The sequence below is a fragment of the Chitinimonas prasina genome (assembly GCF_030160395.1).
Classification (GTDB): domain Bacteria; phylum Pseudomonadota; class Gammaproteobacteria; order Burkholderiales; family Chitinimonadaceae; genus Chitinimonas; species Chitinimonas prasina.
On record NZ_BSOG01000001.1, the window covers coordinates 1,219,638 to 1,234,461 of the forward strand.

12 protein-coding genes are annotated in these 14,824 nt (G+C 63.3%); 3 read left to right on the plus strand and 9 right to left on the minus strand.

What is annotated here, in order from left to right; genetic code table 11:
* From QQK16_RS05675 to tkt, 4 genes are all read right to left on the minus strand, one after another.
* Window positions 1-858, minus strand: coding sequence for a DUF4349 domain-containing protein (locus QQK16_RS05675; RefSeq protein ID WP_284195455.1), 858 nt, complete (start codon window positions 856-858; stop codon window positions 1-3).
* Window positions 855-2,024 carry a phosphoglycerate kinase gene (locus tag QQK16_RS05680; RefSeq protein ID WP_284195456.1) on the minus strand — a complete coding sequence of 390 codons (1,170 nt, stop codon included), beginning with the start codon at window positions 2,022-2,024 and terminating at the stop codon, window positions 855-857. The genes QQK16_RS05675 and QQK16_RS05680 overlap by 4 nt, the downstream gene beginning before the upstream one ends.
* A gap of 128 nt (window positions 2,025-2,152) precedes the next feature.
* A complete protein-coding gene (gene gap / locus QQK16_RS05685; RefSeq protein ID WP_284195457.1) occupies window positions 2,153-3,169 on the minus strand; it encodes a type I glyceraldehyde-3-phosphate dehydrogenase in 1,017 nt (338 codons plus the stop codon).
* Window positions 3,170-3,375: 206 nt separating this feature from the next.
* Entirely contained in the window at window positions 3,376-5,370 is a 1,995-nt protein-coding gene (gene tkt / locus QQK16_RS05690) for a transketolase (RefSeq protein ID WP_284195458.1), read from the minus strand.
* A 463-nt stretch (window positions 5,371-5,833) separates the two neighbouring features.
* On the opposite strand from tkt, the gene QQK16_RS05695 reads away from it, so the two are divergent.
* Both QQK16_RS05695 and QQK16_RS05700 read left to right on the plus strand, forming a co-directional pair.
* On the plus strand, window positions 5,834-7,045 hold the full coding sequence (locus QQK16_RS05695; protein WP_284195459.1) for an esterase/lipase family protein: 1,212 nt from the start codon (window positions 5,834-5,836) through the stop codon (window positions 7,043-7,045).
* A 265-nt stretch (window positions 7,046-7,310) separates the two neighbouring features.
* Window positions 7,311-9,047 (plus strand): hypothetical protein, encoded by a 1,737-nt coding sequence (locus QQK16_RS05700; protein WP_284195460.1) that lies wholly within the window; start codon window positions 7,311-7,313, stop codon window positions 9,045-9,047.
* 115 nt (window positions 9,048-9,162) lie between these two features.
* Here the strand turns inward: QQK16_RS05700 and QQK16_RS05705 are convergent, their stop codons facing one another.
* The 5 genes from QQK16_RS05705 to QQK16_RS05725 form a co-directional block, all read right to left on the minus strand.
* On the minus strand, window positions 9,163-10,410 hold the full coding sequence (locus QQK16_RS05705; protein ID WP_284195461.1) for a hypothetical protein: 1,248 nt from the start codon (window positions 10,408-10,410) through the stop codon (window positions 9,163-9,165).
* Window positions 10,400-11,281 (minus strand): hypothetical protein, encoded by an 882-nt coding sequence (locus QQK16_RS05710; protein WP_284195462.1) that lies wholly within the window; start codon window positions 11,279-11,281, stop codon window positions 10,400-10,402. Before QQK16_RS05710 ends, QQK16_RS05705 begins: the two co-directional genes overlap by 11 nt.
* Before the next feature lie 632 nt (window positions 11,282-11,913).
* Window positions 11,914-12,912, minus strand: coding sequence for a 23S rRNA (adenine(1618)-N(6))-methyltransferase RlmF (rlmF, locus tag QQK16_RS05715; RefSeq protein WP_284195463.1), 999 nt, complete (start codon window positions 12,910-12,912; stop codon window positions 11,914-11,916).
* A gap of 2 nt (window positions 12,913-12,914) precedes the next feature.
* Complete coding sequence (locus tag QQK16_RS05720; protein ID WP_284195464.1) at window positions 12,915-13,652, minus strand: dienelactone hydrolase family protein; 738 nt, start codon at window positions 13,650-13,652, stop codon at window positions 12,915-12,917.
* A gap of 33 nt (window positions 13,653-13,685) precedes the next feature.
* Complete coding sequence (locus QQK16_RS05725; RefSeq protein ID WP_284195465.1) at window positions 13,686-14,126, minus strand: hypothetical protein; 441 nt, start codon at window positions 14,124-14,126, stop codon at window positions 13,686-13,688.
* A 78-nt stretch (window positions 14,127-14,204) separates the two neighbouring features.
* Here QQK16_RS05725 and QQK16_RS05730 point away from each other — a divergent pair, with 78 nt between their 5' ends.
* Window positions 14,205-14,618: a MerR family transcriptional regulator gene (locus tag QQK16_RS05730; RefSeq protein WP_284195466.1), complete on the plus strand. Its 414-nt coding sequence runs from the start codon at window positions 14,205-14,207 to the stop codon at window positions 14,616-14,618.
* Window positions 14,619-14,824 lie beyond the last annotated feature (206 nt).

Here is a 14,824-nt window from a genome sequence, read left to right on the forward strand (position 1 = left end):
CTACATTTTAGCCGCGCGGCGTTTGCGCCAGGCGCGACGGATAAATAGACCCACGGGTATCAGCAACAACAGCCAGGGCAGCAGGGACGCGATAAAGGTCAACAGGCCGGCCAAGCTGGCAGAGGCCGTGTATCCCATCGAATGCCAGGCGTCCCGCAGGGGGCTCAGGGCGCTCCGCTCGATCACGCTGCGCGGTGGGCGCAGGGTCAGGTCCAGCTTGACCTTGTCGGTCTGGTCGGCCAGTGCCTTGCGTTGGCCGGTAAAGCTGTCCAGCTGGCTTTGGGTTTCGGTCAGCGCCTGCTGCACCTCCAGCACATCGCTCAGCTTGCCCGGCCGCTCCGCCAGCATCTGCCGCAGCCGGTCGCGGGCTTCGGTCAGGTTCTTGAGGCGGGCCTCCACATCCACCACCTCGGCCGTCTTGTCTTCGCTGTCGGTACGGGTATTGACCAGCTCGCCCCCTTTCGCCAACAAGGCATATAGGCTGGGCACATGCTGGGGCGGCAGGCGCAGCGACAAGGTCGCCGTCGGATGTCGGTTGTCACCACGCGACAGCTCCGCACTCACAACCTCGCCGCCCAGCGACACCACCTTGGCCTGCAATTGCCGCCACATGGGCTCGACCTGCTCAGCCGCAGTTTCCACCTCAAGATAGTGGCTGATCGCCAGGTAGCGACGCGGCGTAGCTCCCGGCTTGGCCTCCGCCATGTCGGCTGCCGGTGCGGCGGCAGCCGCCAGCGACATCTCCGGCGCGGTTTCGGCCGACTGTTGACCACAGGCGGTCAGCGCCAGGGCCAGCAGCAGGGGTATCAGTACCTTGTGGAAGGAACTCGACTCAGCAAGCGACATGGTCAGGTTCAAGCCCGCTGTTCCAACATCGCCACTGCCGGTAGGGTCTTGCCTTCGAGGAATTCCAGGAAAGCGCCACCGCCGGTGGAGATATAGCCGACCTGCTCGGTAATACCGTACTTGGCCACGGCAGCCAGGGTGTCGCCGCCACCGGCAATGGAGAAGGCCGGGCTGGCCGCAATGGCGCGGGCCAGGGTCTCGGTGCCCTTGCCGAACTGGTCGAACTCGAATACGCCGACCGGGCCATTCCAGACGATGGTGCCCGCCTGGGCCACCACGGCAGCCAGTTGCGCGGCAGAATCAGGGCCGATGTCGAATATCATGTCGCTGTCGGTCACGGCGGCCAGCGGCTTGGTCACTGCGGGCTCAGCCGGGTCGAACTTCTGCCCCACCACCACATCGACCGGCAGCGGCACATCGCCGCCGCGTGCGCGTATCTTGGCGATCACGGCACGGGCCTGGTCTACCAGATCGGCTTCGGCCAGCGACTTGCCTATCTGCTTGCCCTCGGCCAGCAGGAAGGTGTTGGCGATGCCACCACCGACGATCAGCTGGTCTACCTTGTCGGCCAGCGATTCCAGTATGGTGAGCTTGGTCGACACCTTGGAACCGGCCACGATGGCCACCAGGGGCCGCTTGGGCTGTGCCAGCGCACGGCCCAGCGCATCCAGCTCGGCTGCCAGCAAAATGCCGGCGCAGGCTACCGGGGCGAACCGCGCCACCGCATGGGTGGAGGCCTCGGCGCGGTGGGCCGTGCCAAAGGCATCGTTGACGAAAACATCACACAGGGCCGCATATTGCTGGCCCAGGGCATCGGCATTCTTCTTCTCGCCGACATTGGTACGCACATTCTCCAGCAGCACCAGCTCGCCAGCCTGCACCGTATGGCCGACCCAGTCGGCAATCACGGGCACATCCCGGCCCAGCAGCTCGCCCAGGCGACGGGCCACCGGGGCCAGCCTGTCTTCCTCGGCAATGGTGCCTTCGGTGGGGCGGCCCAGATGGGTCATCAGAATCACGCCGGCACCAGCCGCCAGGGCATGGCTGATACTGGGCAACGAGGCGCGGATACGGGTGTCGTCGCCGATCACGCCATCCTTGACCGGGACATTCATGTCCACGCGGATCAGCACTTTCTTGCCGGCGAGTTCGAGGTCGGTAAGCTTCTTGAAGTTCATGGCGAGTCTCGGGTGAGGGTGGGCGTATGGCCTCAATGTAGCAGCGTGGGCGCCTGTAGTGCGTTCGGGGCGCTTACGCGCCCCGAACCGGTTACTGCAACGCTGGCAGAGTAGCCTCGGCGTTGCGCTTACTTGGCCTGCATCATGGCGCGGGCGGTATTCAGCATCTGCACCGAGAAGCCCCATTCATTGTCATACCAGGCACCAACCTTGACCAGATCGCCATTGCTGACCTTGGTGAGGGTGCTGTCGAAGATGGACGCTTCGTTGGTGTGGTTGAAATCGATGGAGACCAGCGGCAGGTCGTTGTAACCCAGCACGCCCTTGAGCTTGCCGCCGCCTGCGGCATCGCGCATCAGGGCATTGATCTCTTCCTTGCTGGTGGCGCGGGCGGCCTGGAAGGTCAGGTCGACCATCGAGACATTGATGGTGGGTACGCGTACGGCAAAGCCGTCGAGCTTGCCATTGAGCTCGGGCAGCACCAGGCCCACGGCGGCAGCGGCACCTGTCTTGGTGGGGATCAGGCTCTGCGTGGCCGAACGGGCGCGGCGCAGGTCCTTGTGACGCACATCGGTCAGCACCTGGTCGTTGGTGTAGGCGTGGATGGTGGTCATCAGGCCCTTGACGATGCCGATGTGGTCGTTCAGTACCTGGGCCACGGGTGCCAGGCAGTTGGTGGTGCAGGACGCGTTCGACACCACGGTCATGTCGCGTGTCAGGATGTCATGGTTGACGCCGTAGACCACGGTGGCATCCACGTCCTTGTCGCCCGGTGCGGAGATCAGCACCTTCTTGGCGCCGGCATTGAGGTGGGCCTGGCACTTGGCCTTGCTGGTAAAGGCACCGGTACATTCCAGCACGATGTCGATGCCCAGCTCGCCCCAAGGCAGCTCAGCCGGATTGCGGGTGGAGAAGAAGCGGATATTCTCGCCATTAATGCGCAACCAGTCGCCATCAGCCTTCACTTCAGCATTGAAGCGGCCATGCACGGTATCGAAGCGGGTCAGATGCGCGTTGGTCTCGATGTCACCCGAGGCGTTGATGGCGACGATCTTGAAATCTTCGTTGCGATTGAGTTCATACAGCGCGCGCAACACGTTGCGACCGATGCGTCCGTAGCCGTTGATGGCGATGCGGATGGACATACTGGAGTTCTCCATGACGATGGCAGCTCAAAATGTAGTCGCTACCATTATGACTACAAGGGCGCGATTGTAACCGTCCAAATGCTTGAAAGGGAGCTACAAACACGACCATTTGTTGCAGCGCGGCGAAAGAACCGGGTCGCGATCCTGCCTACGCGCAAGCAAAACGGCCCCGCTGATCGGCGGGGCCGTTCTGACCTATTGGCTTACAGCACGGACTTGGCCGTGGCGACCACCTGCTCCACGGTAAAGCCGAAGGCCTTGAACAGCGCGGGTGCCGGGGCCGATTCACCAAAGGTGTCCATCCCGATGACGGCGCCGTCCAGGCCCACATACTTGCGCCAGAAGTCAGATACGCCGGCCTCGATGGCCACGCGCGGCACGCCACGGGTCAGCACGCTGGCGCGGTAGGCCGCATCCTGGCGATCGAACACATTGGTCGAGGGCATGGACACCACGCGGGCACGGATGCCCTCGGTGGCCAGCTGGGTCTGGGCCTTCAGGGCCAGTTCGATTTCCGAGCCGGTGGCGATCAGGATCAGCTGGGCAGCACCGCCCTCGGCCTCGCGCAGCACATAGCCACCCTTGGCGATATCGGCAATCTGGCCCGCATCGCGGCTGACGAAGGGCAGATTCTGGCGGCTCAGTACCAGGTTGCTGGGACGGTTCTTCTGTTCAATGGCATGGGCCCAGGCCACCGCCGTTTCGGTGGTGTCGCAAGGACGCCAGGTGTCCATATTGGGCACATAGCGCAGGGTGGCGGTCTGTTCCACCGGCTGGTGGGTAGGGCCGTCTTCGCCCAGGCCGATCGAATCGTGGGTGAACACGAAGATGGGGTTGATCTTCATCAGGGCCGACATGCGCAGGGCATTGCGGGCGTATTCGCTGAACATCAGGAAGGTGCCGCCATAGGGGCGCAGACCGCCGTGCAGGGTCATGCCGTTCATGATGGCGGCCATGCCGAACTCGCGCACGCCATAGCTGATGTAGTTACCATTCCCTTCGCCGTCTATCCACTTGGAACCCGACCAGTTGGTCAGGTTGGAGCCGGTCAGGTCGGCCGAGCCAGCCAGGAATTCAGGCAGTTTGGGCGAGAAGGCCTCCAGCGCTATCTGACTGGCCTTGCGGGTAGCCACGGTCTGCGCAGCGTCATTGATCTTGGCAATGGCAGCCGCCTTGAACTCGGCCCAGTCGGCCGGCAGCTCGCCCGCCATGCGGCGCTCGAACTCGGCAGCCAGCTCGGGGTGGGCAGTACGGTAGGCAGCAAAGCGCTGGTTCCAGTCGCTCTCGCTAGCCGCACCCTTGGCCTTGGCATCCCAGCCGGCATAGACGTCGGCCGGCACCTCGAACGGTGCGTGGTTCCAGCCCAGGTGCTCGCGGGTAGCGGCAATCTCGGCTGCGCCCAGAGCGGCGCCATGCACATCGTGGGTGCCCTGCTTGTTGGGCGAACCCTTGCCGATCACCGTCTTGCAGCAGATCAGGGTGGGCTTGCCGGTCTCGGCCTTGGCAGCCTGGATGGCGGCATTCACGGCATCCACATCGTGGCCGTCCACATCGGCAATCACATGCCAGCCATAGGCCTCGAAACGCTTGGGCGTGTTGTCGGTAAACCAGCCTTCGACATGGCCGTCGATGGAGATGCCATTGTCGTCCCAGAAAGCAATCAGCTTGCCCAGGCCCCAGGTGCCGGCCAGCGAGCAGGCTTCGTGCGAGATGCCTTCCATCAGGCAGCCATCGCCCAGAAAGACATAGGTGTGATGGTCAACGATGTCGTGGCCGGGGCGGTTGAACTGACGGGCCAGCAGCTTCTCGGCCATGGCCATGCCCACGGCATTGGTAATGCCCTGGCCCAGCGGGCCGGTGGTGGTCTCCACGCCTGGAGCGTAGCCGTACTCGGGGTGGCCCGGCGTCTTGCTATGCAGTTGGCGGAACTGCTTGAGATCGTCGATGGACAAGGCATAGCCAGTGAGGTGCAGCAGGCTGTAGATCAGCATGGAGCCGTGGCCGTTGGACAGCACGAAGCGGTCACGATCGGCCCACTCGGGGTTCTGCGGGTTGTGCTTGAGATGGCCGCCCCACAAGGCCAGCGCGATCTCGGCCATGCCCATGGGCGCGCCGGGATGACCGGAGTTGGCTTGTTGCACCGCATCCATGGACAGGGCGCGGATTGCATTGGCAAGTTGGGTACGGGTAGCGGCCATCTAGGTTCTCTTTCGCTTGGGGTAGGCGGAAAACAAACGGCCCGCAATAAGGGGTCGGGCCGGTTCAAAAGCGCGCGCATTATCCCTTTTTAGGCCCACCAGGGCAAGCCAAGTCTTTGATATTTCGTTGGAATTCATGCTCTAGCCGTAGTTTTGTTACAGCTACGGAGGCGGGTTTTATTGTGTGCCGCTACAGCCAGCGCCATGGCGGATGCCACTGCGCCGGTGACTGGAAAGCGCCTGCCCAGCGCCAATTCACCGCCCGCTGTATCAGTGCATGCCGGATTAATGATGCTACTTGCATATTGACCGAGTGCTTGCTCTATAACGTGTAAGCGTCGCCACCACCTTGTTTTGTTAGGCGTTTTTAACCAGCGGCGCGGCACACATAAGGACGCCACCCGTCACCCGGCCCTGCCAGGGCTATCTGACAGGCGGCCCCAAACATAAAACTGGAGCAGACATGTATCGAACCGCACACTGGGTGGCCGCCCTGCTGGGCCTGGCTACCTTGACGGCGAATGCCGCCAACAACGACCCCCTGGTACTGGTACACGGCTTTGCCGGCTGGGACCGCGACGAGCTATGGGGCCTGTACCCCCACTGGGGCGGCACCACCGACCTGCAGGAGGAGCTGAAAAAGCTGGGCCACCCTACCGTCACGGCTGCAGTCGGCCCCTTCAGCTCCACCTGGGACCGCAGCGTGGAGCTGTATTTCCAGCTCAAGGGCGGCTGCGTGGACTATGGCGCCGCACATGCCACCCAGCACGGCCATGCCCGCATGGGCCGCTGCTACAACGGCAACCGCCCCTACGAGGATGCCAAGCGCCTGCCACAATGGGATGCCGCCAACCGTATCCACCTGATTGCCCACAGCCAGGGTGCGCCTACCGTCAACATGCTGGTGGAACTGCTGCGCAACGGCTCGGCCGCCGAGCGGGCCGCCAGTGGCAGCGGGGTGTCCGAACTCTATCTGGGCGGCAAGGACTGGGTACGCTCCATCACCACCATCGCTGGCGCCAACAATGGCACCACCTTTGGCAAGCTGAGCGGCTTCAATGAGTTCGCCAAGCAGCTGCTCAAGCTGGCCGGCGCCGCCGTGGGCATGGGCGGCAATCCGGAAGACTTTCCCTATGACTTCAAGCTGGATCAATGGGGCTTGGCGCGCGCCACCGGCGAAAGCCAGCAGCATTACTGGAACCGGGTCTGGGCATCGCCCATCTGGCAAAGCCAGGACGTTGGCCTATACACCCTCAGCCCCGAGGGCGCTGCCGCCGAACGGGCCTGGGTACGCACCTCGCCGCAGGTGTATTACTTCTCTTTCAGCAACGCCACTACCCTGCCTGGACTGATCACTGGCAACCACTATGCCGATCCCAGCACCAACCTGCCCTTGATCCCCTTCGCCAACGGCATGGGCGCCTATCGCGCCTACGGCGATGGCTGGCGCCAGAACGATGGTGTGGTCAACACCATCAGCATGAAGGCGCCCTTCGGCGCACCGTTGGTGGAATACAACGGCACGCCCCAGCAGGGCAAGTGGAACCATATGGGCTACAGCCAGCAAGATCACTGGGAGGTGATAGGCAGTGGCGATGTGGCCGGCAACCTGTTCTACAACTGGCGGCTGGTGAACTTCTACAGCCAGCACGCGGATATGCTGAAACGCCTGTAGGTGTGACGCCTGGGCCAGCCGTAGAAAGGCCGCGTATCGCTGCACCAAGCCCAGGTGGGCCGCCACCCAGCCCCCTGGGCACGATCTGCGCGCCCACCTGGCTACCCCACGGGATGGTGGCGTTGCCAGGTCTTAGTCGATTCGGGTGTAATGGGGCTCGCCTTGCACCTGGCACGTTCCCGCTTCAGCCCAGCGGGTAGGTACGGTGCGAAAAGACTTTGAGCAAGCCCTCGCTATATTTCCTTATCCAGCCATTCCATACCCTATGAACAACTTGAAAATTCCTCCGGTACAAACCTTCGAGATCGGCGCCCTACCCGAATTGGTGCGCAAGGAGCTGGCCACCGCGCTGGCGCCCAAGACCGCCTGTCCTGGCCTGATATTCGCCAACCGGCGTAGCCTGATCGTGCAACTGCTGTCCTACACCTGCTTGCTGGCCCTGGCCGGCTTTGTACTGTTCCTGTATGCGCAGGGCGGCTTTGGCGAGGTCAGCTCGCCCGAGATGCATGACGGCCCCTACTCCCTGCTGGTCTACGGCGGTAGCCTGGCGACCATCGCACTGGCCATCCTGGGAGCCTGGCGCGCCATCGTGCTGCATAGGCGGCTGCCCTTTGCACCGGGCAGCTATCTGTTTCCCCGTTCCATGCTGGTGGCGGATTCGACCGCGCTGACGCTGCTGGACCTGAACCAGCTCACCGACGAGCAGGTAACGCACAAGCGGGATGGCAACGGCCAGTACCAGGGCACCGACATCACCTTCCAGTTCGGCCCCAAGAGCAAGTACGTCTTCAGCATACGCAACCGCAATGCGGAGAAGATGGCACAGCTGCTACGGCAAATCCCGGCCCTGCGCGACCAGGAACAGGCCATGGCCCAGGCACAGGACTTGAAAGGCCTGCTCCAGTTCGATCCCCTGTACCCCGTCCGCACCGGTCGCATCAAACTTGGCACCAGCAAGCCAGGCAAGCATGCGATTGCCCCGCTGGCACCATTCTTCCGCTGGCGTATCGGCATCGCCCTGCTGCTGGGCGGCCTGATCAGCCTGCCGCTCTGGTACCTGCGCAACAAGCTGAGCGACGATGCCGCCTACGCATTGCTGGCCTCCCAGCCCTATGAGGCGCCCCACCAGCAATACCTGCAGCATGGCCGCTACCATATCGCCGAGGTGCAAGCTGCCCTGCCGCGCATTGCATTCAAGGAAGCCCTGGACAAGCGCAGCGTGACTGCCATCCGTACCGTGCTGCAGCGCTACCCGGCTGCCGGGCTGGAGGGCGAAGGCAAGGTGGCAATCCACAAGCTCTATCAAAGTGCGTTCGAGAAGTTCAAGCGGCAGGCCGCGGCATCAGACCCTACCCTGGTGCCCTTCATGCAAGCGCTGTTGGCCAATCTGGAAGCCTCTGGCAACCCTTCGGTGCAGATACGCTTTAGCCGCCCAACCACCGAGGCCCTGGCGGAAATGGACGAAAAACTGTCGGCCTATGCACGCCAGAACCAAGGCACGATGGCGCCTGCCGCACCGCAGTTTGAGGCCGACACCGCAGCGGCCCGCGAAGCGCGCATCATCGAGGGCCTGCAGCGGGGCTTCTCGGTCATCTTCCCCAACGATGTGCTGAGCCTCAGCCACAGCAAGCGTATCAACGAGAAGCTGCCGCTGCTGGACATCGCCTACCAGATCCAGCCCTCAGGCCAGGTCTATACCTCCAAGGATGAACCGAGTGACAAGCGCATGTTCGTCGGCCTGATCTGCAACTTCGACGCCAACGTGGCCCTACCCGACCAGCCGCTAGGCTGGCAGTTTGCGCTGTCGGTCGAGCCACCTGATGTCTTCGAGGTGCCCAATGAGGACAACAGCCCGATGGGCAATATACCGCCGACCGAGCGCGTCTACCGCGTGATGGCCGAGCGGGCTTTCGATACCTTGAACGCCAAACTGCGGGCCGCCCTGTTCAACCCTGAGAGCGAGGCCTACAAGCGCTTTGCCGTCTCGAAGCGCGTGCCCTAGAAGGCTCGCGTCGTTGAAAACCTGCAGCCGATTCAGCTGATGACAAGCGCCAGGGTCTCCCTGGCGCCCGCTCAGGCGTCAACGCCTATCCATGTCTCGAGTCCGAAGCCGGCTCTCACGGCCCTGTCAGCTGGTCCACCTGGCCCTGCGCCAAGTCTACATCCCGCCCATACTCGGCCAGGTAGCGGTCGCGCTCCTCGCTGGTCCATTCATCGGCCGAGAAACCATTGAGGCTATAGGCCTTGCTGACATGCACCGTGCCCATCAGCCGTGGCAGCAAAGCGCGGTCGGGGTGGGTGTTTTCTTTCAGCAGGTAGCCATCCACATCGCGCAAGGTAAGCGGAAAACTGGGCTTGAGGTCGCGCAGCAGCTTGCCGAATACCGTCAGTTTGATCTGCTGCAGGCCGGCTGGCAGCACATCGTTGAAGCTCAGCAGCGCCAGGGGCTTGCCGCTGGCGTCGTCCAGACGACCGCTGACCAGGTAGCGACCGGGCGTGCTGACCTGCACCGGCATATAGAGGTAGAGCGATCCCCGCTCCACTACCTCGCGCACCGGTCCGGCCCAGACGGCAGGTTGTTCGGGCGAGTAATACACATCAAAACCATGCAGGCCCTCCCGCCCGGCCAGCTTCAGTTTGACCTCGACGCGTATGGCACCATCGTACTGAGCAAATGGCCCCTGGGCGGGGGCCAGCAAGGCGCTCTGTACGCCGTCACCAGCACGGGCATCTCCCTGCAGGCCTGCGTCACCAAACACCACGGCCTGTTGTGGCAGCTGTCCGCCCCGGCCCGGCGACGGCATGCCCAGGGCGCGGGCCTGGGTCACGGTAAAGGCCACCGGCTGGCCACTGCGATCACTGGCGGCGATGGTGAACACCACGCTTTCGCCCGCCGCCATGAAGACGCGGCTTTGCGAGGTCTTGACGTTGATGGTGGGGTCGGTCTGACCGTCCTCGGTGCGTAGCGCGCTGTCTTCCGCTACCGGTCGGTTGGGATAGGTCTGGTCGGCATGCTCGCTGATGGGGCGCGACTCGAAGGGGTAGCGCGTGCCTTCGCGATAGCTGGCCAGGGTGTGCTTGGCCCGCTCCAGCCGCTCGGTCCAGACCGCCAGTTGCTTGGCCCGCTCATCAGGCGACATGGCCGGCGACTGGGTCTGGCCCAGTGCGGGCCAGCCGTTGGGCGTGGGTGCCACCGCAGCAGTACTGTCTTTTGCGGTGGCAGCCTGCACGGCCGTCGGGCCATCGCCATCGAGCCACCAGGCCAGGCCAGCCAGCACGGCCAGCCCGCCGGCGATGCAGGCTAGCCATGCGCGCCAGCCCGCTGCGGCCGGCGCGGGTGCTGCAGGTGTCGCCTTACTGGGCATTGGTCACCGTATCGGCACGCACCACCGAGATGATGCCGCCCCAATTGCCGTTGGCGTAGTGGTTATAGCTCTCGTTGTTGTCGCGGAACTTGACCGAGTGATAGGACCATTTAGTGCTTCCCCCTTCGTTGGCGGCAGTGCCCATGTTCAGGTCGTTGCAGAACCAATCGCTGGGGTTGCACAGGCCTTGGCCGCCACTGCCCGATACCCCACCGGTGGAGTGGTAGGCCACGGCTTCGTCATCCTGGCCCGGCAGGATGCCCGAGTACAGCGTGCCGCTGGCGCCGGCAAACATGTAGAACCACACGTTGCGGGTGCTGTTGTGGTTGTAGAGCGCCCGGGCAGTGGTGGTCTTGAGGTCCTTCACCAGTGGCTCGGACGTGGTCCACGAGCCCACGTCGCTGAGCTCGGAGCCGCCGCCGGCGCCCGAGGCGACATTGACCCACTTGATGTTCCAGCCCACCTGGGTGCTGCCGTCGCTATTGCCGCACTGGCCGGCAGCATTGGGCGAGGCATTCTTCTTGTAGCGGGTGGAGCCACCGTAGTTGGCCAGGGTGTAGCCCATCATCAGGTCGCCTGCGCTATGGGCGGCGATATAGCACCAGTTGGTGCCGGTGCAGAAGCAGTCCAATGCGTCACGTATCAGGTAGTTCTGGCTGGAGATATTGCTGCGGCCATCCCAGTTGACCGCCTTCTTGTTGACGCCAGCGGCTGTCGTCGCAGGGCCCCAATAGGTAAAGCTGTTGTAGTTGCCGATCTGGCCACCGCCGGTACGGCCGTTGACCCATAGCGTGTAGTTGGCGGCATAGGCTGGCAGCGCGGTGGCGGCTACCACAAAGAGTGCGACAAGACTGCGGTACAGCTTGATCATGCTAACCCCTTTCGTTTCATGCTCCATTCGGATCACCAGGCCACCAGGACGGGGCCGGGCGTTGATTCCGGTACGGCAATTGCCCATCTAGCGTGAGGCTGCCATGCGCTGCCGACCGGACAGCTACAACGGCGAAACGGCACCGGCAAACGACGCGCCTAGGTGCGATACAGCAGGATGAAGTCGGTGTTTCTGCAGACCTGCCAGCGATGCGACTTTGCAGCCAGGGCAGCCTGTTGGCACTAAACCGCCCCTTGCTGGGGCGTGTGCGTGCATCCTAGAGCAAATGATCTAATTCGCAAGCCTAGCAACCGCTTGGGAGGCAGGCTGTTGCGGAAATGCCGGTACATGACCAAAAAATCGGGTTTGGTATCAGTGGCTTGCAAATGGGCGAGTAGTGGCGATAGAGCCTGTTGCCTGGCGATGGCAGGCAGATGGCAAGGCGCTAGACGGGGATTTGGGCGTGGGGAAACCTGGCCGTGCCGCAGCAGGCGGCTCGCCACGCCCCAAAAATACGCGTGGCGATCAGCAGGTAGAAATCAGGCAGGAGGTACGAAAGATAGGGGCAGATCTGCGGCGGACGCTCCCCACCCGCTCAGCGGCACATAGGCAGCGTCGCAGCGGTGATTGGCCTATGCACTCCAGCGATGCAGGCGCCAAGCCTGCTGCTGGCGCTTGTCGAGGAAGGTCCAGGCGACAATGCGGCTGATTTTTTGGCCCTGGGCCATCTCTATGGTCTTGCTCTCCACCACACCCGCCTCGGCCAGTGCGCGGTAGATGGCCGGCAGGCTGGTGGCCTTGGAAACCAGCGAGGTGTACCAGAAGCAGCTGGTAGGCCACTGCGCACTCTCCGCCACCATGCGGCTGATAAAGGCCTCTTCGCCACCATCGCACCACAGCTCGCCAGCCTGGCCGCCAAAGTTGAGCACGGGCTGCTTGCCGGCGGCCTCGGCGCGGCCCAGGTTCTTCCATTTACGCTGGGTGCCGGCCACTGCCTCAGCGTGGGAGCCATGGAAGGGCGGGTTGCACAGGCACAGGTCATACCATTCTCCCGGCTGTATCACCCCATGCAGGATCGCAGGTGGGGCCGCCTGCAGGCGCAGGGTGATGGCATCTTGCAGCCCCGGATTGCCATTGACGATGGCCTGGGCACTGGCCAGCGCCGCCGGGTCGATTTCGCTGCCGGTAAAGTACCAGCCGTAGCTGCTGTGGCCTATCAGGGGGTAGATGCAGTTAGCGCCCACACCGATATCCAGCACCTGTATGCCGGCACCGCGCGGCACTTTGCCGCCGTTGTGGCCAGCCATCAGGTCGGCCAGGTAGTGCAGGTAATCGGCCCGCCCAGGTATGGGCGGACACAGGTACTGGGCTGGGATATCCCAGTAGCCCACCTTGTAGTGGTGCTTGAGCAAGGCGCGATTGAGCGCCCTTACCGCTGCCGGGTCGGCAAAATCGATGGATTCGTTGCCGTAGGCATTGATGGCGACAAAGGCCGCCAGCTCGGGGCTGGCGGCGATCAGCTGGGCAAAATCATAGCGGCTGCGATGGGCGTTGCGCGGATGCAGATCGGTCTTTTCGGCCACCGGGGTACGAATGGCGGCCTGCTTGGGGTGGTGAGGTTTATTCGACATGATCAACCTAGTTTGCGACGGAACAGCGCCAAGGCCAACTGGTATCCCAGTTGGGCCAGTTCGGGATCATAGCGTTCGCCCTCATCGCGCATAAAGGCATGCTGGCCGTTGAACTCGTGCCAGGTAAAGCGCAGGCCCGCCTGCGCCAGGCTGGCGTAGACCTGGGCACGGCCCTCGTCGGGTATATGCGGGTCCTGCTTGCCCCAGATCATTAGCAGCTCACCCGTGATATCGGCCAGCCGCGCCATGCTGTGCTGGCCTGCGGAGCTGGGGATGACCTGGGTATGCAGATCGGTGGCATAAAAGCAGGCGGTAGCGCTGACCTGCGGCTGCAGGGCGGCACGAAACGCCAGGTGGCCGCCCAGGCAAAAACCCATGGCGCCAAACTGGCCGCTACACCATGGCTGGGCCTGCGCCCAAGTTATCAGCGCGATGTTGTCGACATCGTAGCTGGCCACAGGCTTGGCCGCCTTGTCGGCATTGCCCTTGTCGCGGCCGGCCTCATCGTAGGCCAGCACGGTGCCCGCCGGGTTCAATTCGTGGAATACCTCGGGCACCAGCACCACATAGCCATGGCCAGCCATCAACCTGGCGGAGCGCTCAATGGGGCCGGTCTGCTGGAAGATCTCGGAGTAGAACAGGATGACCGGATAGCGGCCATCGCCCTGCGGCCTGTGCACATAGGTGCGCATGGGGCCGCTGGGGGTAGCGAGATCAACGGTGTGGGACTGGATAAGCATGGACCGGCCTGGGTAATCGTTATGGCCCTGATTTTACCCTGCTGTCCCAGCGAGCTCGCGGGTATCTGCAAGTGCAAGTTCATCCCGTACCGGCAGCGCCTGGGCGATGCCCCAGGCCAGCTCGACCACCAGAAAACCTGCCACAAGCCAGCTGGCGCCCTGCAGCAGCGCATACGCCTGCCACAAGGCAAACAGGCCCCGAGCCACCGCGTCGTAACGGCCAAACTGCTGCTGTGGATCACGCAGGCGCAAGACCGACCAGACGCAGACGATGGAACCCAACAGATTGGCCATCAGCATGGGTACGGCCGAAAAAGCCGGAAATTCTCCCGGCAAGGCTAGCGCCGTGGCCAAGGCGGTCAGGGCGGTGTGCAGCAGGGCAAAGCTCCAGGGTGTGGCAAAAGCGGCGGTGACGACCAGATCGTAGGCAGCACTGGCACGAACCAGGCGGCGATATTGCGCGGGTGTCCACATAGGGCGGTTCCTTGAGGGTAGTGAGGTAGAGCACACAGGCTAAAGCCTGGAGTACACTCCAAGGTCAAGGAGATATCCATGCGTATCGGAGAACTGGCCAGCGCCAGCGGAATCAGCCGTGACAGCCTGCGTTTCTATGAAAGAGCCGGCCTGCTGAAGGCGCGGCGGCAGCAGAATGGCTATCGCGATTACCCGGCTGAGGCGGTGCAACTACTGCTGTATATCAAGACGGCGCAGAAGCTGGGCTTCAGCTTGGCCGAGATCGGAACCAACCTGGCCCGCTTGCGCACGGCTCCCGACCAGGACGCGGCTGTTGGCGCACTACTGGCAGATAAGCTGCAGGTGGTTGAACAGCGCCTGGACGAACTGACTGCCCTGCGCAACGAGCTACGGAACAGGCTAGGGCAGACCTGCCCCCTGCGGCTCCAACCAAGTGTTGGCGTTGAGACCCGCACCGGCCCTGAAAGGGCAGCCAGAAGGCTCGACTTCTAGCGCGAGTGTCTAACGCTCACCGCCACGCGCGCCAACCACAAAACCACCCATGACTGCTGCGCCACCAGCCAGGCCAGACGGTCACCGACGGCCCGGCAGTGTCACTTGTGCAGCCTTCAGACGGCATTGGAAGACGGCCCGCCTGATCGCAGCCCAGATCAAGGCATTGCCATCCTGGCTGGAATGGAACAGCTGGTGCAGCTGCG

Coding starts and splice junctions, on each gene's coding strand:
- QQK16_RS05720 (WP_284195464.1), bottom strand. CDS start 13,652: ATGCTTATCCAGTCCCACACCGTTGATCTCGCTACCCCCAGCGGCCCC.
- QQK16_RS05705 (WP_284195461.1), bottom strand. CDS start 10,410: ATGCCCAGTAAGGCGACACCTGCAGCACCCGCGCCGGCCGCAGCGGGC.
- QQK16_RS05700 (WP_284195460.1), top strand. CDS start 7,311: ATGAACAACTTGAAAATTCCTCCGGTACAAACCTTCGAGATCGGCGCC.
- rlmF (WP_284195463.1), bottom strand. CDS start 12,912: ATGTCGAATAAACCTCACCACCCCAAGCAGGCCGCCATTCGTACCCCG.
- tkt (WP_284195458.1), bottom strand. CDS start 5,370: ATGGCCGCTACCCGTACCCAACTTGCCAATGCAATCCGCGCCCTGTCC.
- gap (WP_284195457.1), bottom strand. CDS start 3,169: ATGTCCATCCGCATCGCCATCAACGGCTACGGACGCATCGGTCGCAAC.
- QQK16_RS05725 (WP_284195465.1), bottom strand. CDS start 14,126: ATGTGGACACCCGCGCAATATCGCCGCCTGGTTCGTGCCAGTGCTGCC.
- QQK16_RS05695 (WP_284195459.1), top strand. CDS start 5,834: ATGTATCGAACCGCACACTGGGTGGCCGCCCTGCTGGGCCTGGCTACC.
- QQK16_RS05710 (WP_284195462.1), bottom strand. CDS start 11,281: ATGATCAAGCTGTACCGCAGTCTTGTCGCACTCTTTGTGGTAGCCGCC.
- QQK16_RS05680 (WP_284195456.1), bottom strand. CDS start 2,024: ATGAACTTCAAGAAGCTTACCGACCTCGAACTCGCCGGCAAGAAAGTG.
- QQK16_RS05730 (WP_284195466.1), top strand. CDS start 14,205: ATGCGTATCGGAGAACTGGCCAGCGCCAGCGGAATCAGCCGTGACAGC.